The 19,901-nt window shown below is 60.9% G+C and carries 20 protein-coding genes; 13 read left to right on the plus strand and 7 right to left on the minus strand.

All coding sequences use genetic code 11. The features are described from left to right. Positions 1-68 precede the first annotated feature (68 nt). From B0G71_RS02025 to nadC, 4 genes are all read left to right on the plus strand, one after another. The gene (locus B0G71_RS02025; protein ID WP_116139400.1) at positions 69-1,424 is read left to right on the plus strand and encodes a mechanosensitive ion channel family protein; all 1,356 of its coding nucleotides are present in this window, start codon (positions 69-71) and stop codon (positions 1,422-1,424) included. Positions 1,425-1,626: 202 nt separating this feature from the next. Then, positions 1,627-2,823, plus strand: coding sequence for a fatty acid desaturase (locus B0G71_RS02030; protein ID WP_106314174.1), 1,197 nt, complete (start codon positions 1,627-1,629; stop codon positions 2,821-2,823). 130 nt (positions 2,824-2,953) lie between these two features. Next, complete coding sequence (gene nadA / locus B0G71_RS02035; protein WP_116139402.1) at positions 2,954-4,093, plus strand: quinolinate synthase NadA; 1,140 nt, start codon at positions 2,954-2,956, stop codon at positions 4,091-4,093. Then, positions 4,093-4,992 (plus strand): carboxylating nicotinate-nucleotide diphosphorylase, encoded by a 900-nt coding sequence (gene nadC, locus B0G71_RS02040; protein ID WP_116139403.1) that lies wholly within the window; start codon positions 4,093-4,095, stop codon positions 4,990-4,992. The genes nadA and nadC overlap by 1 nt, the downstream gene beginning before the upstream one ends. Positions 4,993-5,083: 91 nt before the next feature. On the opposite strand, the gene nadB is transcribed toward nadC, so the two are convergent. From nadB to radC, 4 genes are all read right to left on the minus strand, one after another. After that, complete coding sequence (gene nadB / locus B0G71_RS02045; RefSeq protein ID WP_116118135.1) at positions 5,084-6,682, minus strand: L-aspartate oxidase; 1,599 nt, start codon at positions 6,680-6,682, stop codon at positions 5,084-5,086. Between the two features lie 245 nt (positions 6,683-6,927). Continuing rightward, positions 6,928-7,095, minus strand: coding sequence for a 50S ribosomal protein L33 (rpmG, locus tag B0G71_RS02050; RefSeq protein ID WP_007180630.1), 168 nt, complete (start codon positions 7,093-7,095; stop codon positions 6,928-6,930). 10 nt (positions 7,096-7,105) lie between these two features. Continuing rightward, a complete protein-coding gene (gene rpmB, locus B0G71_RS02055) occupies positions 7,106-7,339 on the minus strand; it encodes a 50S ribosomal protein L28 (RefSeq protein WP_012434114.1) in 234 nt (77 codons plus the stop codon). A 241-nt stretch (positions 7,340-7,580) separates the two neighbouring features. Next, the gene (gene radC, locus B0G71_RS02060) at positions 7,581-8,360 is read right to left on the minus strand and encodes a DNA repair protein RadC (RefSeq protein WP_116139405.1); all 780 of its coding nucleotides are present in this window, start codon (positions 8,358-8,360) and stop codon (positions 7,581-7,583) included. Between the two features lie 166 nt (positions 8,361-8,526). Here radC and B0G71_RS02065 point away from each other — a divergent pair, with 166 nt between their 5' ends. From B0G71_RS02065 to B0G71_RS02095, 7 genes are all read left to right on the plus strand, one after another. Next, complete coding sequence (locus B0G71_RS02065) at positions 8,527-8,982, plus strand: peptidylprolyl isomerase (RefSeq protein ID WP_106283410.1); 456 nt, start codon at positions 8,527-8,529, stop codon at positions 8,980-8,982. A 2-nt stretch (positions 8,983-8,984) separates the two neighbouring features. After that, entirely contained in the window at positions 8,985-9,944 is a 960-nt protein-coding gene (ispH, locus tag B0G71_RS02070) for a 4-hydroxy-3-methylbut-2-enyl diphosphate reductase (protein ID WP_106283409.1), read from the plus strand. A 538-nt stretch (positions 9,945-10,482) separates the two neighbouring features. Continuing rightward, positions 10,483-11,682, plus strand: coding sequence for a branched-chain amino acid ABC transporter substrate-binding protein (locus B0G71_RS02075; RefSeq protein WP_116139407.1), 1,200 nt, complete (start codon positions 10,483-10,485; stop codon positions 11,680-11,682). Positions 11,683-11,912: 230 nt separating this feature from the next. Further along, positions 11,913-12,863 carry a branched-chain amino acid ABC transporter permease gene (locus B0G71_RS02080; RefSeq protein WP_012434109.1) on the plus strand — a complete coding sequence of 317 codons (951 nt, stop codon included), beginning with the start codon at positions 11,913-11,915 and terminating at the stop codon, positions 12,861-12,863. An 18-nt stretch (positions 12,864-12,881) separates the two neighbouring features. Then, positions 12,882-14,051: a branched-chain amino acid ABC transporter permease gene (locus tag B0G71_RS02085; RefSeq protein WP_116139409.1), complete on the plus strand. Its 1,170-nt coding sequence runs from the start codon at positions 12,882-12,884 to the stop codon at positions 14,049-14,051. 19 nt (positions 14,052-14,070) lie between these two features. Next, the gene (locus B0G71_RS02090; RefSeq protein WP_095418433.1) at positions 14,071-14,844 is read left to right on the plus strand and encodes an ABC transporter ATP-binding protein; all 774 of its coding nucleotides are present in this window, start codon (positions 14,071-14,073) and stop codon (positions 14,842-14,844) included. After that, positions 14,844-15,560: an ABC transporter ATP-binding protein gene (locus tag B0G71_RS02095; protein ID WP_116139411.1), complete on the plus strand. Its 717-nt coding sequence runs from the start codon at positions 14,844-14,846 to the stop codon at positions 15,558-15,560. Before B0G71_RS02090 ends, B0G71_RS02095 begins: the two co-directional genes overlap by 1 nt. 108 nt (positions 15,561-15,668) lie before the next feature. Here B0G71_RS02095 and B0G71_RS02100 read toward each other — a convergent pair whose 3' ends face one another. Next, complete coding sequence (locus B0G71_RS02100) at positions 15,669-16,139, minus strand: GNAT family acetyltransferase (RefSeq protein ID WP_116139413.1); 471 nt, start codon at positions 16,137-16,139, stop codon at positions 15,669-15,671. 18 nt (positions 16,140-16,157) lie between these two features. Further along, positions 16,158-17,342 carry an acetylornithine transaminase gene (locus tag B0G71_RS02105; RefSeq protein WP_116139415.1) on the minus strand — a complete coding sequence of 395 codons (1,185 nt, stop codon included), beginning with the start codon at positions 17,340-17,342 and terminating at the stop codon, positions 16,158-16,160. A gap of 661 nt (positions 17,343-18,003) precedes the next feature. Here B0G71_RS02105 and B0G71_RS41195 point away from each other — a divergent pair. Both B0G71_RS41195 and B0G71_RS41200 read left to right on the plus strand, forming a co-directional pair. Next, a complete protein-coding gene (locus B0G71_RS41195) occupies positions 18,004-18,333 on the plus strand; it encodes a hypothetical protein (RefSeq protein ID WP_181916701.1) in 330 nt (109 codons plus the stop codon). After that, complete coding sequence (locus B0G71_RS41200) at positions 18,330-18,815, plus strand: hypothetical protein (RefSeq protein ID WP_181916702.1); 486 nt, start codon at positions 18,330-18,332, stop codon at positions 18,813-18,815. Before B0G71_RS41195 ends, B0G71_RS41200 begins: the two co-directional genes overlap by 4 nt. Here B0G71_RS41200 and B0G71_RS02115 read toward each other — a convergent pair. Beyond that, positions 18,781-19,812, minus strand: coding sequence for a CDP-6-deoxy-delta-3,4-glucoseen reductase (locus B0G71_RS02115; RefSeq protein ID WP_116139417.1), 1,032 nt, complete (start codon positions 19,810-19,812; stop codon positions 18,781-18,783). The two genes, B0G71_RS41200 and B0G71_RS02115, sit on opposite strands and share 35 nt — an antisense overlap. Positions 19,813-19,901 lie beyond the last annotated feature (89 nt).

Consider the following 19,901-nt stretch of genomic DNA (forward strand, 5'->3'; position numbering starts at 1 on the left):
AGGCTTTTGCCGGCGCACCCGGGTTCGATTCATCAACCTGTCCGTGCGTCGGCGATTGCGCCGACATCATGCAAAACCGTCTCTTCCCTCATATGTTCAGCGACCTCGCGCGCGACCTCGGTCAGCCCGTGATGCTGTGGCAGGTCGGCGTGCTGATCGCGACGCTCGCGGGCGCCTGGCTGCTCGCGAGCGTGTTGCGCCGCGCGTTGGATCTACGCCGCCAGACGCGTTACCAGACGCTGCGCTTCGGCGCGGAAAGCCTGAATCGCGCGTTCTTTCCGCTGATCGGCGCGGTCCTCGTGTGGCTTGCACGGTCGATCACCGGCCAGTTCATGCACACCGCGCTGCTCGATCTGGCTTTGGTGCCGCTGTTTGGCATCGGCTTGATTTACATCGTATTTTTCTTCGCGCGACGGGTTTTCAGTCACGACGGCGAGACGCATCCGCTGCTTTTCCTCGTCGAGAAAATCGTCTCGGCGGTGGTCTGGGTCGGCATGGTGCTCACAGTCATGGGCATTCAGGACGACGTTGTCGCGTGGGCGGCCGGCGTGCATTTCAGCGTCGCCAACGCGCATCTGACGCTACTCTCGCTCATCTCGGGTCTGCTGTGGGTGTGCGTGACGATGATCGTCGCGATGTGGCTCGGCGCTACGTTCGAAGACCGCCTGATGCGATCGAAGACGCTCGACGCCAACCTGAAGGTCGTGGTGGCGCGGGTCGGCCGGGCGGCGTTCGTGCTGGCGGCGGTACTGATCAGCCTGTCGCTGGTCGGGATCGACATCACCGTGCTGGGCGTGTTCGGCGGCGCGTTGGGTGTCGGGCTCGGCTTCGGCCTGCAGAAGATCGCGAGCAACTATGTGTCGGGCTTCATCATCCTGATTGACCGCTCGCTGCGTATCGGCGACACGATCAACGTAAGCGGTCTGCAAGGCATGGTGACGCAAATCCGCACGCGCTACACGGTGGTGCGCGGACTGGACGGCATCGAAACGCTGATTCCGAACGAAAAGCTGATTACGGACGTGGTGCAGAACCAGTCGTCTTACCTGACGCGCGGCCACGCGAAGGCGGCCGTGCAGGTCGCCTACACGTGCGACGTCGACCAGGCCATGACCTTGCTTGCTCAAGCCGCGCAGGGCGTGCCGCGGGTGCTGCAGGAGCCGGCGCCGACGGCTTATCTGGCGGGTTTCGGCTCGGATGGTATCAACCTCGAACTGGGCTTCTGGATCGAGGATGCGGCGACTGGCACTTCGGGCGTGCGCTCGGCGGTCAACCGCAATATCTGGCGTCTGTTCTCCGAACACGATATAGCCATTCCGTTCGCGCAACGCGAAGTGCGAATAGTCGGCAATGTCAGCGACGTTATGCCGCAGCCGGTAACAATGACCGCCGCGGCAGTCAATCCGTCCGACAGCACCCGCTGACGGGCACTCGACGCGCGCCGACGGGTCTATCAGAGACCTTTGGCGCGTTCCATCTGTTGATCCCGCACAAAAAATCCCTATTTGTTACAAACACTTGGAACGCTTCAAGTAGAATACCGTCCAATCCCGCTGTATGCTTTCACTTTCTTGACGCGCGCATTTTGCGCGTGTCTCGTGTCTCTCGTTCCACAGGTAAATTGCCTTGTTGAATTCTTTGCTCGACTTCCTTGCCCACGGTCTGTTGCACTTCTCGTGGTGGCAACTTGTGCTGTACACGGCGATCGCGACGCACATCACGATCATCGGCGTGACGGTCTATTTGCATCGCTGCCAGGCGCACCGCGCGCTGGAGTTGCATCCGATCGTCAGTCATTTTTTCCGTTTCTGGCTGTGGATGACCACGGGCATGTTGACCGGCCAGTGGGCCGCGATTCACCGTAAGCACCACGCCAAATGCGAGACCGAAGAAGATCCGCACAGCCCGCAAACGCGCGGCATCTGGAAGGTGCTGCTCGAAGGCGCGGAACTGTATCGCGTCGAAGCGAAAAACGAAGAAACCATGCGCAAGTTCAGTCACGGCACGCCGAACGACTGGATGGAACGCAACGTGTACACCAAGTACCCGATCCTCGGCGTGAGCTTGATGATGGTGCTGAACGTCGCGCTGTTCGGCGTCGTCGGTCTGACCATCTGGGCCGTGCAAATGGTGTGGATCCCGTTCTGGGCCGCCGGCGTGGTCAACGGTCTCGCGCACTTCTGGGGCTATCGCAACTTCAACTCGTCGGATGCGAGCACCAACATCTTCCCGTGGGGCATCATCATCGGCGGTGAAGAGTTGCATAACAATCACCACACGTATGCGACGTCGGCCAAGCTGTCGAACAAATGGTACGAGTTCGATATCGGCTGGATGTATATCCGCATCATGTCGGCATTCCGTCTGGCCAAGGTGAAGAAGGTCGCGCCCACGCCGCGTCTGACCACCGGCAAGCTGGTGCTCGATCAGGACACGCTGCAAGCCGTGCTGGCCAACCGCTACGAAGTGATGGCGCGTTACGGCAAGGCGCTCAAGCGCGCCTATCGTCAGGAACTGGCGCATTTGAAGGAAGTCGGCGCGCGCGAGAAGTATCAGGTCATGCGTGGTGCGCGTAGCTGGTTCCACAAAGAAGAAGCAGGTCTGGACGAGCCGCAGAAACGTCAGCTGCCGCAAATCTTCGCGAACAGCCAGAAGCTCAAGACCTACATCGACATGCGCAATGAGCTGGCCGCCATGTGGGAGCGCTCGAATGCATCGCGCGATCAGTTGCTGATCCAGTTGCAGGACTGGTGTCATCGCGCTGAGCAGAGCGGTATTAAAGCGCTGCAAGAGTTTGCGATGCGACTGCGTCGTTATGCCTGATAGCGAAATCCATTAAAATCTCTGTACGTCACAAAACCCCGCGTTGGCGGGGTTTTGCTTTTTGGGCCGCGGAAACTGCAACGACACGCGATTGACAGTCCGCGGCGGCAGAGCGAAGGCAGAGGAGATCATGGATCAGCAGGCGATCAGGACCGTCGAATACGACCGGCCGCAGGCGCAGGGCACGACCTGCGGAATCGGGCAGGCGTGGGCGAAGGTGCCGGACATGCCGTCGGCGGAAGAGAAGGTAGCGCTGAAGGCACGTATCCGCGCATTGCTCGAGCGCGAGAAAGCGGTGCTTGTCGCGCACTATTATGTCGATGCGGAATTGCAGGAACTGGCCGACGAGACCGGCGGCTGCGTGGCCGACTCGCTGGAAATGGCGCGCTTCGGGCGCGATCATGCTGCGCAGACGCTAGTCGTCGCGGGCGTGCGTTTCATGGGCGAGACGGCAAAAATCCTCAGTCCGGACAAGCGCATTCTGATGCCGGATCTCGATGCGACCTGTTCGCTCGATCTCGGCTGCCCGGCCGACGAATTCTCCGCTTTCTGCGACGCGCACCCGGACCGCACGGTGGTCGTGTACGCGAACACAAGTGCGGCGGTGAAGGCGCGTGCGGATTGGATGGTGACGTCGTCGATCGGTCTGGAAATCGTTGCTGATCTGCACGCGCGCGGCGAAAAGATCATCTGGGCGCCGGATCGGCACCTTGGCAGCTATATCCAGAACAAGACCGGTGCGGACATGCTGCTGTGGCAAGGTTCGTGTCTGGTGCACGACGAGTTCAAAGGTATCGAACTCGATCTGATGCGCGCCGAATATCCGGGCGCCAAAGTGTTGGTGCACCCGGAGTCGCCGGCTAATGTGGTCGCGCAAGCGGACGTGGTGGGATCGACCACCCAGTTGATCGACGCGGCGCAAAAACTCGACGCGACGCATTTCATCGTGGCGACCGATCTCGGCATTCTGCACAAGATGCAGCTCGCCGCGCCCGGCAAGACCTTGATTGCCGCACCGACGGCCGGCAACAGCGCGACCTGTAAGAGCTGCGCGCATTGCCCGTGGATGGCGATGAACGGCCTCGCGAATCTGGCCGAGGTGCTCGAGCGCGGCCACAACGAAATTTTCGTCGATCGTGCGCTCGGCGAGCGCGCGCGTTTGCCGATCGACCGGATGCTGGACTTCGCGGCGCGCCACAAGAAGCGCGTGCAGGCAAGCGGCGATCTCGCGCGCGACACGCAACTGTATTCGAACGTGGGGGCGGCTTAATGGGCGTGCTAGAAGGCAACAAGCTCGAAGCGGTGTCGCCGCTGTTCGGTGAAATTTACGCGCAATACGGCGTGGCGTTTGATGCCGCGCTAGCGCGCAACGTGTCCGATGCACTGGCCGAAGATATCGGCGCGGGTGACCAGACGGGCCGCCTCGTTCCCGCTGACGACGTGCGCGACGCACGCATCATCGTGCGCGAAGGTGCGGTGCTGTGCGGCGTGCCGTGGTTTGAAGCGGTGATGCGCCAGGTCGATCCGCGTATCGAAGTCCAATGGCGTTATCGCGAAGGCGATCTGATGACGGCCAATTCAACGGTCTGTGAAATGCGCGGCCCCGTTCGCGCGTTGTTGACCGCGGAACGCAACGCGCTGAACTTCCTGCAATTGCTGTCGGGCGTGGCGAGCGCGACGCGCCGCTATGTCGATGCCGTCGCGCATACGCGAACGCGCATTCTCGACACGCGCAAGACCTTGCCGGGCTTGCGGCTCGCGCAGAAGTACGCGGTGCGCGTGGGCGGTGGGGCGAACCAACGGCTCGCGCTGTACGACGGTATTCTCATCAAGGAAAACCACATTGCCGCGGCCGGCGGTGTGGGCGCGGCAATGGACGCGGCGCTGGCGCTGAATGCTGGCGTGTCGATCCAGATCGAAGTCGAGACGCTCGAGCAGTTGGAAACGGCGCTGGCTCATCGCGCACAATCCATTCTGCTGGACAATTTCTCGTTCGATGCCATGCGAGATGCCGTGGACATCACGGCGGGGCGAGCAGTGCTGGAGGTATCGGGCGGCGTGAACTTCGACACGGTGCGCACGATTGCGGAAACCGGCGTCGATCGCGTGTCGATCGGTGCGCTGACCAAAGACGTCCGCGCAACGGATTACTCGATGCGAATCGTCTGACGCCCAGGCTCGCAACCATTCATGTCCAATCGGACAAAAGGCCATCGCCGGATCATTTCGGCGATGGCCTTTTCGCATCAGCTTGTCTCGATCACACGTTGCGATTGCGCACATGCTCAGGCGAAAGCACGGTCGGCAGCGCCTTGGGCAAGGTCGCCGGCCAGTCACGGCTGAAGTGTAGGCCGCGGCTCTCGCGCCGCGAACGCGCACCTTCGACGATCAGCGAAGCCACGTCGACCAGATTGCGCAATTCGAGTAGGTCGCGGCTCACCTTGAAGTTCGCGTAATACTCGTGGATCTCGTCGCGCAGCAGAGCGAGCCGATGCTTCGCTCGTGCGAGCCGCTTGTCGGTCCGTACGATACCGACGTAATTCCACATCAGGCGGCGCAGTTCGTCCCAGTTGTGCGCGACCACGACTTCTTCGTCGGGATCGGACACGCGGCTTTCGTCCCAGTCCGGCAGCGGGGCGTGGACAGCGGCACTAAACCCTTCTTCTTCGATAGCCTGCGCGGCGGAGAGGCCTATCACGAGGCACTCCAGCAACGAATTGCTGGCCAACCGGTTCGCGCCATGCAGGCCCGTGCATGACGTCTCGCCGACCGCATAGAGGCCCGCGAGATCCGTCCGCCCCGCCAGATCGGTGACGACGCCGCCACACGTGTAGTGTGCGGCCGGCACGACCGGAATGCCTTCTTTGGTGATATCGATGCCGAATTCCTGGCAGCGCGCCAGAATCGTCGGGAAGTGTTCACGCAGGAATTCGGGCGACTGATGACTGATGTCGAGATACACACAGTCGATGCCGCGCTTCTTGATTTCGAAGTCGATCGCCCGCGCGACGATATCGCGCGGCGCGAGTTCAGCGCGTTCGTCGTGATTCGGCATGAAGCGCGTGCCGTCCGGCAATTTGAGAATTCCGCCTTCGCCGCGCACCGCTTCTGAAATCAGGAATGATTTTGCATACGGATGGAACAGGCAGGTCGGATGGAACTGGATAAATTCCATGTTCGACACGCGGCAACCAGCCCGCCACGCCATCGCGATGCCGTCGCCCGTCGCAGTGTCGGGATTCGTGGTGTAGAGGTAGACCTTGCCCGCGCCGCCCGTGGCGAGCACGGTATGCGGCGCTTCGATCGTGACCGTGCGTCCGCTTTGCAGATCCAGCGCGTACAGGCCGTGACAACGCCGACCCGGCAAGCCGAGGCGGTCAGACGTGATCAGGTCGATGGCGTAGTGATCTTCGAGCAGCGTGATGTTCGGGTGGCGGCGCACGCGCTCGCTGAGCGTGGCCACCACGGCATGGCCGGTTGCATCTGCCGCATGAATGATCCGGCGATGGCTATGGCCGCCTTCGCGCGTGAGGTGGAAGCCGAGCTCGGCGGCGTCGTCTTTGGTGAACGGCACGCCTTGCGCGATCAACCATTCGATCGCCGCGCGACCATGTTCGACGATGAAACGCGTGGCAGCTTCGTCGCAGAGACCGCCGCCGGCGATTAGCGTGTCGCGTACGTGATTTTCAATGCTATCCGCCGAATCCAGAACCGCGGCGATGCCGCCTTGCGCCCAGTCGCTTGCGCCTTCAGTCATCGATCGCTTGGCGACCACCGCTACACGACGTGTTTCCGCCAGATTGAGCGCGACGCTCAAACCAGCCAGACCGCTACCGACAATCGCCACATCGAATTCCATTGCCTACATCTCCGTCTTTTCGTTTTTGCGGTGACGGCGTGCCATTCGCTCGCCGCTAAAACGAGAAAGGATACGCGCCGCAATGGATGAGGGAAAGCTGGCCGGATGGCATAAGACTATTTGTTGAGCGAATATGCATCGACAGCCGCAAATATGCAAAAACAGTGCACGCCGAAAACGAAAAAGCCCCGCACGAATGCGAGGCTTTTTGCATGTCTTTGCCTTCGTCAGGCAGGAGCCAAGATTTATTTAATCTTGGTTTCCTTGTACTCAACGTGCTTACGGACGACCGGATCAAACTTCTTGATCAGCATCTTTTCCGGCATGTTGCGTTTGTTCTTCGTCGTCGTGTAGAAGTGACCCGTGCCTGCGGTCGATTCCAACTTGATCTTGTCGCGTGCGCCTTTTGCCATGATTTACTCCTTAGGCTTCGCCGCGTGCGCGCAGATCTGCGAGCACGGAGTCGATACCGTTCTTGTCAATCAAGCGCAGACCAGCGTTCGAAATGCGCAGACGCACGAAACGGTTTTCGCTTTCCACCCAGATACGGCGGCTTTGCAGGTTCGGCAGGAACCGGCGCTTGGTTTTGTTGTTCGCGTGGGAAACGTTGTTGCCGCTCATCGGCGCTTTCCCAGTTACTTGGCATACGCGTGCCATGAGAGCACTCCTAATACGCTAATTCTGAGTTCGAACGCCGTGAAAGTTTCCCGAAAAGACTCGCGCTGAGCTTGTGACACAACTCTAGGCACGTTTCCTTTCCGGAACGCCTTGGTGGCTTCGGAACAGGGGGTTGGAAATAGGCAAACCGGAATTATAGCGGAAAAAAAGCCGCAAAATCAAACCTTATTTGCGATGCCGGACGCGGCGTGGCATCTGCGCGACCCTGGTTCGCGCCTTCTCACGGCCAGCCGGCGCGGGCAAACGAGTAAACGCTGTCGACGCCGACAACCAGATGATCGACCAGTTGCACGTCGATCAGTGTCAGGGCGTCGCGTAACGTATGCGTCAGACGGTGGTCGCTTGCGCTCGGCTGGACGGCGCCGGAAGGGTGATTGTGCGCGACGATCAGGCTGGCCGCATTCAGGCTCAGCGCGCGCCGCACGATCTCCCGTGGATACACGGCCATGCGCGTGAGCGTGCCGTGCGCGCTTTCCTCGCAGTGTATCAGTCGATGCCGCGCGTCAAGGAAGAGCGAGACGAAAACCTCCAGTGGACGCCCGCCGATGCGCAAACGCAGGTAATTTTCCACTGCTTCGGGTGAATTCAACAGCGAGCGTGAGCGCAGCTTGTCGACTAACGAACGGCGCGCCATTTCCATGATGGCGAGCAGCTGCGCTTTTTTCGCCGGGCCGATGCCGCGCAGGCCGTCGAAATCCGTGTAAGTTGCGTCGAGCATGGCGCGCAGCGAGCCAAAACGGTCGAGCAACTCGCGCGCGACGCTGAATACGTCGTGACCGGGCAGGCCGGAGCCAAGTATCAGCACGATCATTTCGGTATCCGACAACGCGCCGGGACCTTTCTTCAGCAACCGCTCGCGCGGCATATCGTCTTTAAGCCATTTGCCCCGCAGAAGCGGCGAGGGTGATGGTGCGCCGCAAGCCGTACCCTTGGGCGGCTGCGACTCGGTGGCGGGCACCTTGAAGGCTGCCTCGTCAAACAGGGTGGCGTCATCTGCCATATATAAAGTGTCCTCCGCTTCGGGTTCTGGGCGCCACGACGCAAGCCGCCGCTCGCCATGTGGCTTACAATAGACGCTTTGCGCACGGCACCCCGACGGTTTGCCACACGCGTCGACTGCGCCAGCGGCGCACGCGTGCAGCGCGCTTCGACTGAGCGAGCATTGCATGAGCATCATCGACATTTCCGAAGTGAAACCCGGTTCACATGTGACGCTTCACTACCGGCTTTCCCTTGCCGATGGCGCCGAAGTCATCAATACGTTTAACGACAAACCGGCCACGCTGCTGCTGGGCGCGGGCCAACTGGCGCCGCCGCTGGAAGATATTCTGCTCGGTTTGAAGGTGGGCCACCATTCGACCTTTCAGCTAACGCCGGGGCAGGCGTTCGGTCCCCGCAATCCGGAATTGATCCAGCGCGTGTCGCTGGCCACGCTGCGGGAAAACAGCATGATCGGGGAGGATTTTTCGCCGGGCGACCTGGTCGAATTCAACGCACCGGGCGGCGGCCGTTACGCCGGCGTCCTGAAAGAAGTCGGCGAAACCTCGGCTCTGTTCGATTTCAACCACCCGCTTGCCGGCCAGGCGCTGGCGTTTGAAGTGAAAATCATCGGGATTCTGTAAACATGAGCACCACGGATACGACTCTTGCTGAAACCGAGATCCTGCTGGCGCAGCCGCGCGGGTTCTGCGCCGGCGTCGACCGGGCTATCGAGATCGTCGAGCGAGCCATCAAGTTGCACGGCTCGCCGATCTACGTTCGTCACGAAATCGTCCATAACGCCTACGTCGTCGAGGATCTGCGCAAGAAAGGCGCGATCTTCATCGAGCGGCTGGAAGAAGTGCCGGCGGGCAATACCGTCATTTTCAGCGCGCACGGCGTGTCGAAGGCCGTGCGTTCGGAGGCCGAGTCGCGCGGGTTGCGCGTGTACGACGCGACGTGTCCGCTCGTGACCAAGGTGCATATCGAAGTCGCGAAGATGCGCCAGGACGGCTTCGACATCGTAATGATCGGCCACAAGGGCCATCCTGAAGTCGAAGGCACGATGGGGCAGGCGGGCGAGGGCATGCATCTGGTGGAAGACATCGAAGACGTGCAGGCCTTGCAACTGGCCGATCCCGAGCGGATTGCCTTCGTCACGCAAACCACGCTCTCGGTGGACGACGCCGCCGAGATCATCGGGGCGTTGAAGGCCAAATATCCGGCCATCCGCGAGCCGAAGAAGCAGGACATCTGCTACGCCACGCAAAACCGTCAGGACGCGGTGAAGTTCATGGCGCCGCAGTGCGACGTCGTGATCGTGGTCGGCAGTCCAAATAGTTCGAATTCCAACCGGCTGCGCGAGTTGGCCGAAAAGCTCGGCGTGCCTGCCTATATGGTGGACTCGCCCGATCAGATCGATCCGGTCTGGGTCGAAGGCAAGCGCCGCATCGGCGTGACGGCCGGGGCTTCGGCGCCGGAAGTGCTGGCGCAGGCGGTGATCGCCCGGTTGCGTGAACTCGGCGTGCGCAACGTGCGCGCGCTGGACGGCATCGAGGAAAACATCGCGTTTCCGTTGCCGCGCGGGCTGGGTTTGCCGGCCTGACAATCTGCCGACTGCTGAAAGAAAGCGCGCCCGAGGGCGCGCTTTTTTTATCTCCAGCCGTCATCAAGCCTATCCATAATAAAGTGCCAGATCACAGGAAAGTGCCGGTTTTGGCGTCTGCGCGCACAAATTTTTTTGAAAAGTGATCCGGTTTTTTATAGATTTATATGTGATGCGTCCCCGTTTTATATGACCTGAAGCGGTCGGCGCTTTTTTGACGCACTAAGATAGTGCGTGCATCGCCATACTCACGAAAACGTAATACTTAAGGCGAAGCGTGCTGTAACCGGGGCCCGGCGGAATCCGCCGCAACACTTGATGCCATTGGGTGCGACGCTGGTGCAACTGATGCACGGAAAACTATCGCAACCGGGTTGCGCCTTTTAGGGGATTTCGCTCTCAAAATAAGGTTGCAATGCAGGAAAACCCTGCCGGTTCAACAATATTGCCCGTCGCAAAATTGGAGTTACAATGCGCGCGTTCTCAAGGCCTTAGGGCCCTGAACAATAGTTTCTGGAAGGTGCGGGAGACCTACTTAATGCGAGTCAGATTTGCTTACGCCGTGTCCATCGCGGTCGCGGTTGCGATGTTGACCGCGTGCGGCAAGAAACAGGATGGCGAGGCGGGAGCGGGTGCGTCGGCGGCTACGGTCGCGGCGGCGCCCGCGAGCGAAGCGACTGTCGTGAAGATCGGTCATGCGGCCCCGTTGACCGGGCCCATTGCTCATCTTGGCAAAGACAATGAAAACGGCGCGCGTTTGGCGGTCGATGAAATCAACACCCAGGGTTTGACTATCGACGGCCGCAAGATCCAGCTGGAGCTCGACGCGCAAGATGACGCCGGGGACCCGAAAACGGGCACGGCGGTCGCTGAAAGATTCGTCGACGATCATGTCGTCGCCGTGGTCGGCCACTTGAATTCGGGCGTCTCGATCCCGGCGTCCAAGATATATAGCGATGCCGGGATCCTGGAAATCTCGCCGTCGTCGACGAACCCGGGGTACACGCAACAAGGTTTCAAGACGACTTATCGCGTGGTGGCGACCGATGCCCAGCAGGGGCCGGCGCTTGCCAACTACGCAACGAAAGTGCTCAACGCGAAACGCATTGCGATCGTCGACGACTCGAGCGTCTACGGCAAGGGTCTAGCCGACGAGTTCGCGAAGACAGTGCAGGCGAGCGGGGCAAAGATCGTTGCGCGCGAAACCACGAATGACAGGGCTACGGAGTTTCAGGCCGTCCTTAAAAAGATCAAGCGTGTTCAGCCGGACGTGATCATGTTCGGCGGCATGGACGCAACGGGCGGGCCGTTTACCAAACAGGCGGCGGCGCTCGGTATCAGGGCAAAAATCCTTGGCGGCGACGGTGTGTGTACCGACAAGGTGGGTGAGCTGGCGGGAACCGCCGTGCAGAACCTGGTCTGTTCGGAGGCAGGACTTGCGCTTTCGAAAATGGACAAGGGAGCGGACTTCGAAAAGAAGTACGTGGACCGCTTCCACACACCGGTGCAGATTTACGCGCCGTTCACGTATGACGCTGTGTACGTGATTGTCGATGCAATGAAGCGCGCTAATTCGATCGAGGCGCCCAAGGTGCTGGCTGCGATGCCGTCGACTGATTACAACGGGGTAATCGGTCACATCGCGTTCGACGACAAGGGTGATTTGAAAGAGGGCGCCATTACGCTTTACGACTTCAAGGACGGCAAAAAAGCGGTTCTCGACGTCGTGAAGATGTGATGACGGGACGTTCAGCCTGACGGCACCGAAACCACCCAACGGTGCCGTTTTTGCATCCGCCGAAGGCAAGCCCGCGACTGTCATCCAGTCGCCAAGGTGAACCGGCAGCGGATAACCCTTACCGGTCTTTTACATCAGTACCCGCAGTGCCGTTGAGATTGGCGTACCGCATCACCGCCCACCGGCTGATGAAGAACGCGAATCCAGTCGCACGGGCTAAGGAGCATTAAATGGATATTTTCATCCAGCAGGTCCTCAACGGGCTGGTGCTTGGCAGCGTTTACGCCATCATCGCACTGGGCTATACGATGGTTTACGGCATCCTGGGCATCATCAACTTCGCTCACGGCGATGTGTTGATGGTGGGCGCGATGGTTGCGCTTTCAGCCATAGGCGTGCTTCAGAACCACTTCCCCGGCCTCGGCAATGTGCCGACGCTCATCATCGCGCTGATCATTGCGGCCATTGTGTGCGCGGCGGTCGGCTACACGATCGAGCGCGTGGCCTACCGGCCGTTGCGCAAAGCGCCGCGTCTCGCCCCGCTGATCACCGCGATCGGCGTGTCGATCCTGCTGCAAACCCTCGCGATGATGATCTGGTCGCGCAACCCGCTGCCGTTCCCGCAGCTGTTGCCCACCGACCCGCTGAACGTGATCAAGGCCACCGACACGACGCCTGGCGCCGTGATCTCGATGACTGAAATCGTGATCATCGTGGTGGCGTTCCTCGTGATGGGCGGCCTGCTGCTGCTGGTCCACAAGACCAAGCTCGGCCGCGCCATGCGAGCCATCGCTGAAAACCCGGGCAATGCCTCGCTGATGGGGGTGAACCCGAACTTCGTGATCTCGGCCACCTTCATGATCGGCTCGGCGCTCGCCGCTCTGGCCGGCGTGATGATCGCGTCGGAATACGGCAACGCGCACTTCTATATGGGCTTCATCCCCGGCCTGAAGGCCTTTACCGCAGCGGTGCTCGGCGGTATCGGCAATCTCGGCGGCGCGATGGTGGGCGGCGTGATTCTTGGGCTGATCGAACAGTTGGGCGCCGGCTATATCGGCAACCTCACTGGCGGTGTGTTCGGCAGTAACTATCAGGACGTGTTCGCTTTCATCGTGCTGATCATCGTGCTGGTGTTCCGTCCGTCGGGCCTGCTTGGCGAACGTGTTGCGGATCGCGCCTGATCCCGGGAGAAAACAGACATGACCTCAATTCAACCGATCGAGCCGTCCACGACGCTCATCCCTGAAAAGAACCTGACGAAGACGCTGACCGTCGGCATCATCACCGCGATCTTCGTGATCGCGGCACCGATGATCATCGGCTCCGCGGGCGGCAACTACTGGGTCCGCGTGCTCGACTTCGCGATGCTGTACGTGATGCTAGCGCTCGGCCTCAATGTGGTGGTCGGCTTCGCCGGCCTGCTCGACTTGGGCTACATCGCGTTCTACGCGGTCGGCGCTTACACGTCCGCGCTGCTGAGTTCGCCGCATCTGTCCTCGCAGTTCGAGTGGATCGCGCATCTCGCGCCGAATGGCCTGCACGTGCCGTTCCTGATCATCGTGCCGTGCGCGATGGCCGTCGCCGCGTTCTTCGGCGTGATTCTCGGCGCACCGACGCTGCGTCTGCGCGGCGACTACCTCGCCATCGTGACGTTGGGCTTCGGGGAAATCGTGCGGATCTTCCTGAACAACCTCGACCGTCCGGTGAACATCACCAACGGCCCGAAGGGGATCACGGGGATCGACCCGGTGCACGTCGGCGACTTCAGCCTCGCGCAAACGCACTCGCTGTTCGGCTTCCAGTTCCCGTCGGTGTACTCGTACTACTACCTGTTCGTGCTCGCCGCGTTGCTGGTGATCTGGGTGTGTACGCGCCTGCAGCACTCGCGTATCGGCCGTGCATGGGCCGCGATCCGCGAAGACGAAATCGCCGCCAAGGCGATGGGCATCAACACCCGCAACGTGAAGCTGCTGGCGTTTGCGATGGGCGCGTCGTTCGGCGGCCTGTCGGGCGCGATGTTCGGCTCGTTCCAGGGCTTCGTGTCGCCGGAATCGTTCACGCTGCCGGAGTCGATCGTGGTGCTGGCGTGCGTGGTGCTGGGCGGCATGGGCCACATTCCGGGCGTGATTCTCGGCGCGGTTCTGCTCGCGGTGCTGCCGGAATTCCTGCGCTCGACGATGGGTCCGCTACAGAACATGGTGTTCGGCCATGAAATCGTCGATACGGAAGTGATCCGTCAGCTGGTCTACGCACTCGCGATGGTGCTGATCATGCTGTACCGCTCGGAAGGCTTGTGGCCGTCGCCCAAGCATGAAGACAAGATCGCGAAACTGTCGAAGCGCAGCGGCAAGAAGCCGGTGCGCGCCTAAGCACCGCCGGAGAAAAAACATGAGCGATAACATTCGACTGTCGGTGAAAGGGGTCAACAAACGCTTCGGCGGTTTGCAGGCGCTGTCCGACGTCGGGCTTGAAATCAAGTCCGGCCAGATTTACGGTCTGATCGGGCCGAACGGCGCCGGCAAGACGACCTTCTTCAACGTGATCACGGGCCTGTACACGCCGGATTCGGGCGAGTTCAAGCTCGACGGCGAGAACTACACGCCGACCGCGGTGTATCAGGTGGCGAAAGCCGGCATCGCGCGCACGTTCCAGAACATCCGTCTGTTCGGCGGCATGACCGCACTGGAAAACGTGATGGTCGGGCGCCACGTGCGCACCAAGCACGGCCTGCTGGGCGCGGTGTTCCAGACGCCGGCCGAGCGCAAGGAAGAGCGCGAGATCAAGGAACGCGCGATCGAACTGCTGGAATACGTCGGCATTGCGCAGTACGCGGACTACACGTCGCGCAACCTGTCGTACGGCCATCAGCGTCGACTGGAAATCGCGCGCGCGCTGGCAACCGATCCGAAGCTGCTCGCACTCGACGAACCGGCCGCCGGCATGAACGCGACGGAAAAGGTCGAGCTGACCAAGCTGCTCGACAAGATTCGCGCGGATGGCAAGACGATTCTGCTGATCGAGCACGATGTGAAGCTCGTGATGGGTCTGTGCAACCAGATGACGGTGCTCGACTACGGCAAGGTGATTGCGCAAGGTCTGCCGCAGGACGTGCAGAAGGATCCGAAGGTGATCGAAGCTTATCTGGGTGCGGGGGTCCACTAATGGCTACAGCAATGTTGAAAATCAAGGGCCTGCAGGTCAATTACGGCGGCATCCAGGCAGTCAAGGGGATCGACCTCGAGGTTGCGCAGGGCGAGCTGGTCACACTGATCGGCGCGAACGGCGCGGGCAAGACCACGACGATGAAGGCGATCACGGGTCTCAAGCCGTACACGATTGGCGACATCGAGTACATGGGCGAGTCGATCAAGGGCGTGCCGCCGCATCTGCTGCTCAAGCGCGGTCTCGCGATGGTGCCGGAAGGGCGCGGCATCTTCGCGCGTATGTCGATCGTCGAAAACATGCAGATGGGCGCTTATCTGCGTACGGATACGGACGGCATCAAGGCGGACGTGGATCGCATGTTCGGCTTCTTCCCGCGTCTGAAAGAACGTGCGGCGCAGTACGCCGGCACGCTTTCGGGCGGCGAACAGCAAATGCTGGCGATGGCGCGCGCGATCATCTCGCGTCCGAAGCTGTTGCTGCTGGACGAGCCGTCGATGGGTCTGTCGCCGATCATGGTCGAGAAGATCTTCGAAGTGGTGCGGGCGATCTCGGCGGAAGGCATGACCGTGCTGCTGGTCGAACAGAACGCGCGTCTCGCGCTGCAGGCGGCGAATCGCGGCTACGTGATGGACTCGGGTCTGGTCACGATGTCGGGTGACGCGAAGCAGATGCTGGATGATCCGAAGGTGCGGGCGGCGTATTTGGGTGAATGAGTTGGGCGAATGAGTGGGGTGAATAAGCCCGTTTAGTTTGCTCTGCCTATGAAAAAGGCCGCATGCGCGAAAACGCATGCGGCCTTTGTCTATTTGGCGTGGCTCGAATCAGGCGGCAGGCACCGCGTCCGCAAATTCACCCAGACGCTTGCCGAGGCTGATCACTGCATCGGCGCGATAACCGAGCGCCTCGTAAAACGCACGGACGTCGGCTTTGGCGGACAACACCTGCAGATTCAGCTTCGGACAGCCTCGCTCCGTCAACGCTTTTTCGACATGCGCGACGAGCCGCGTGCCGATCCCGCGACGACGCAGCGACTCATCCACCGCGAGCGAATACAGCCAGCCGCGGTGGCCGTCATAGCCGCCCATCACCGTGCCGACGATGCGCTCACCGAGCACCGCGACAAAGAACAGTTCCGGCTGCGTCGCCAGCTTGTTGGCGATCGACAGATGCGGATTGCGCTGCGGCCTCGTGACGTCCCGGTACTCGGGGAAGGCTTGCTGCCACAGTGCGACCACGGCATCGGTGTCGCTCGCTTCGAAGCGGCGGATCGATAGCGTTGCGCTCGTCGTCATACGCGCGGTCCTGTTCGGTTACAGCGTGTCGAGAATCGAACGCAGCATCGCCATCATCTGGTCGATTTCTTCGTTCGTCACGTTCAGCGCCGGCATGAAGCGCAGCAGGTTCGGACGCGCCGCGTTCAGCAATAGACCGTCGGGCTGCATGTCGCGCGCCTTTTCGACGATCTGGTTGCCGATGTCCTTGCCGAGCAGCAGCGCGCGCAGCAGCCCTTCACCACGTTCGCCCTTGAAGCCTCGCTCTTCCGACAGCTCCAGCAGCTTCGCGCGCAGATACTCGCCGCGCGCCCGCACGCCTTCGAGGAAACCCGGCGCCGTGAGTTGCGAAATCACCGAGTAGCCGACTGCGGTCATCAGCGGATTGCCGTTGTAGGTGCCGCCCTGGTCGCCCGCTTCGAATATGGCGACCTCCGCCTTCGAGAGCAGTGCCGCGAGCGGCACGCCGCCACCGATGCCCTTGCCGAGCGTCATGATGTCCGGCTCGATGCCCGACAGTTCGTACGCGAACAGCGTGCCGGCACGGCCGCAGCCGCTTTGCACTTCGTCGACGATCAGCAACAGGTTGTGTTTCTTCGTCAACTCGCGCAGTTGCTGCATGAACTCGCGGGTGGCGGGAATCACGCCGCCTTCGCCCTGAATCGGTTCGAGCATCACGGCAACGGTTTTCGCGTTGATGAGTTTTTCCACCGACGCGATGTCGTTCACGTCCGCCTTCGGAAAGCCCGGCACTTGCGGGGCGTAGATCGTGTCCCAGCCCGGCTTGCCGCTCGCCGACATGGTGGCGAGCGTGCGGCCGTGGAAGCTGTGATCGAACGTGATGATCTCGAACGCGCCGTCCTTGAATTTCTTGCCCCACTTGCGGGCGAGCTTGATCGCGCCTTCGTTGGCTTCGGCGCCGCTGTTCGCGAAGAACACTTTGTCGAAGCAGCTATGTTGCGTGAGCAGGTCGGCGAGTTGCGCCATCGGCTGGTTGTAGAAAGCCGGCGATGGGTTGATCAGCAATTGCGCCTGCTTGTTCAGCGCCTCGATCATGCCGTCGTTGCAATGGCCGAGGCTGTTGACCGCCCAACCCTGGATGAAGTCCAGATATCGCTTGCCGTTGTTGTCGTAGAGCCACGAGCCTTTGCCGTGCGTGAAAACGATTTCGGGCCGGTTCGTGATGTACATCAGCGACTCGATCGGATATTCATTGAAATTCATGACGGCAGGCTCCAGACAGCAGGGGTGAAGGGTAGATGAAGATTGGCCAACTACGAACCAGGGGCCGGAAAAACAGAAAAGCCACGGCATGCCGTGGCTTTCATGATCCGAACAGCTCGCGCCCTGGTGCGGCGCGAATCCGTGACGAAGCCAGCGGCGTCCCTAGGGGAGCGGCGAGCGGCGACGTCGAAGTTCGGATGGGATGCGGTTCATGCGCGAAAGAATACGACAAGGAAAGCGCTGGTGTAAACCGTCAATTTGCGTCGGACGGATATTTTTGTCCGCTGCGCGAGTTCATGCGGCGTTCCGATTATGAGATGTGCGGCTGACTAAAATATGACGGCGGCGCTTTGAATCGATTGTCCGACGGGCAAGGCGGCTCGCAACGAACGCAAAGAACGGTCGCCGGAAATGCAAATGGGCGCTCAGTTGAGCGCCCATTCTGAATCAGGAAGCCGGGGGTCCGCCCACCCGAAGATAGCTGCCGACGCTGATCCCGACTTATCGCCAACAATTCTAAAATCCAGGGAGGCTTCCGTCAATGGACCACCTCACAGACCAGGAAATTTCCGCAGTCGCAACACTGCTTTCCGGAGAGCGTTTGAGTACATTTCATGCGATGGCGGGCACGACTCGCGCGGCCGTTGCCCTTCATCAGCAGATGCTGCAACTCGCCGGGGCACTGATGAGCGTGACGGCGGTAGTCGAGATAGCGCTGCGCAACGCGGTGTGCGATCGGCTGAGCGATCACTTTGGCGTAGACGGCTGGTTGCGTCGTCCACCCGCTTCGTTCGTTTGGAAAGTTGAGGAGCGCAGCAAGATCGAAGCGGCGGTGCGCGGAGCGCAACGCGCGGCGTATGCCAAGCTATCACCTTCTGACAAGCGTGCGCTCGATCAAACGGTGTTCCGCCGTGGTGTGCCGGCGGGCCTGGCACATGAGCTTCGGGTCGACGCGCGACAAAAGCGATCGCTGTTCAAAGCGGCCAGGTGATTACCCAACTCACGATGTACTTCTGGAAGCGCCTCTTTTCGCGCGACTACGAACAGACTCTCTGGAAGCCGGCGCTAAAGCGCATTTTCCCGGAAAAGCAGATCGACAGGTCCGCGATTGCCGTTCAGCTTGAGCGCATCTACCAGACACGCAATCGCGTCGCACACCATGAGCCGGTGTATGGTCACAGGCTGTTCGACACGCTGAGCGCGGTGGATTTCCTGGCTTCGAATCTGGGAACGGCTGGCGGCGATGGCCGCACCGCATTGCATAAAATGCTGGCGTCCGACCATGCTGCGCTCGAGAATCAGGCGCACGTGCTTCAGCGCGGAATCGAGACTTGCGTCGGCGTGAACCATCAATGCACGAAGCGCGGCCATTCGCATAACCGCGCTTCCAGAATTGCGCATGGCGAGCATCGACGCACTTACGCCGATACCGCTCACATCAAACCGCGTTCGCCAGATCCGCTGCGCTCGTGAACGAATCCGCGTAAAACTCGTCTTCCGGCAGAGCGTGATGCTGCGTGAAATCGCGCTGCGCCGACTCGACCATCACCGGCGCGCCGCACGCATACACCTGATATGCCGACAGATCCGGCAGATCCTCGATCACCGCGCGATGCACAAAACCGACGCGGCCCGTCCATGCATCGCTCGCGTCCGGTTCCGAGAGCACCGGCACGAACTTGAAGTTCGGAATCTCGCGCGCCCATTGTTCGGCTAGTTCGAGCAGATACAGATCCTTCTTGCGACGTGCGCCCCAGTAGAGCGTCATCGGCCGGTTCAGGTTCTTGAACACAGCGTGCTCGACGATCGCCTTTAGCGGCGCGAAGCCCGTGCCCGAGGCAAGCAGCACGATCGGCTTGTCCGAATCTTCGCGCAGGAAGAACGTGCCGAGCGGCGCTTCGAAGCGCAGGATGTCGCGCTCCTTCATGGTGTTGAACACGTGATCGGTGAAGGCGCCGCCGGGCATGTGACGGATGTGCAATTCGATCGGGCCTTCCGCGTGTGGCGCATTCGCCATCGAATAGCTGCGGCGCTTGCCGTCTTTCAGAATGAATTCGAGGTACTGACCGGCGAGATATTGCAGACGCTCATTAGCGGGCAATTGCAGCTTCAGCACGACGACGTCGTCGGCCTTGCGCTCGATCGCGTTCACGCGGCAGGGCAGCTTCTTGACCTGCACGTCGCCGACGCCCGCCACTTCGCGGATGTCCACTTCGAGATCGGTGCAAGCGGTCGCGCAGCAAAAGAGCGCCATGCCGCGCGTCTTTTCTTCGTTCGACAAAGCCGACGACGAATGTGGACGCTGCTCGATTTCCCCACTGATCACGGTGCCCTTGCACGAACCGCAAGCGCCGTTCTTGCAGCCGTATGGCAGGCCGATGCCCTGACGCAAGGCGGCGCTGAGCACCGGTTCGTCCTGTTCTACCTGATACTGCCGGCCGCTTTGCCGGAGCGTGACGTTAAATGCCATAAAGTGTTCGAAATCGAAAAGTCGGTAATCGTTATCGGACCCGCGTGACCGGACCCGGCGTGTCAACTGCGCGGTACGTGCCGCGCTTG

Origin of the sequence: Paraburkholderia sp. BL27I4N3, assembly GCF_003386115.1 — a bacterium.
Classification (GTDB): domain Bacteria; phylum Pseudomonadota; class Gammaproteobacteria; order Burkholderiales; family Burkholderiaceae; genus Paraburkholderia.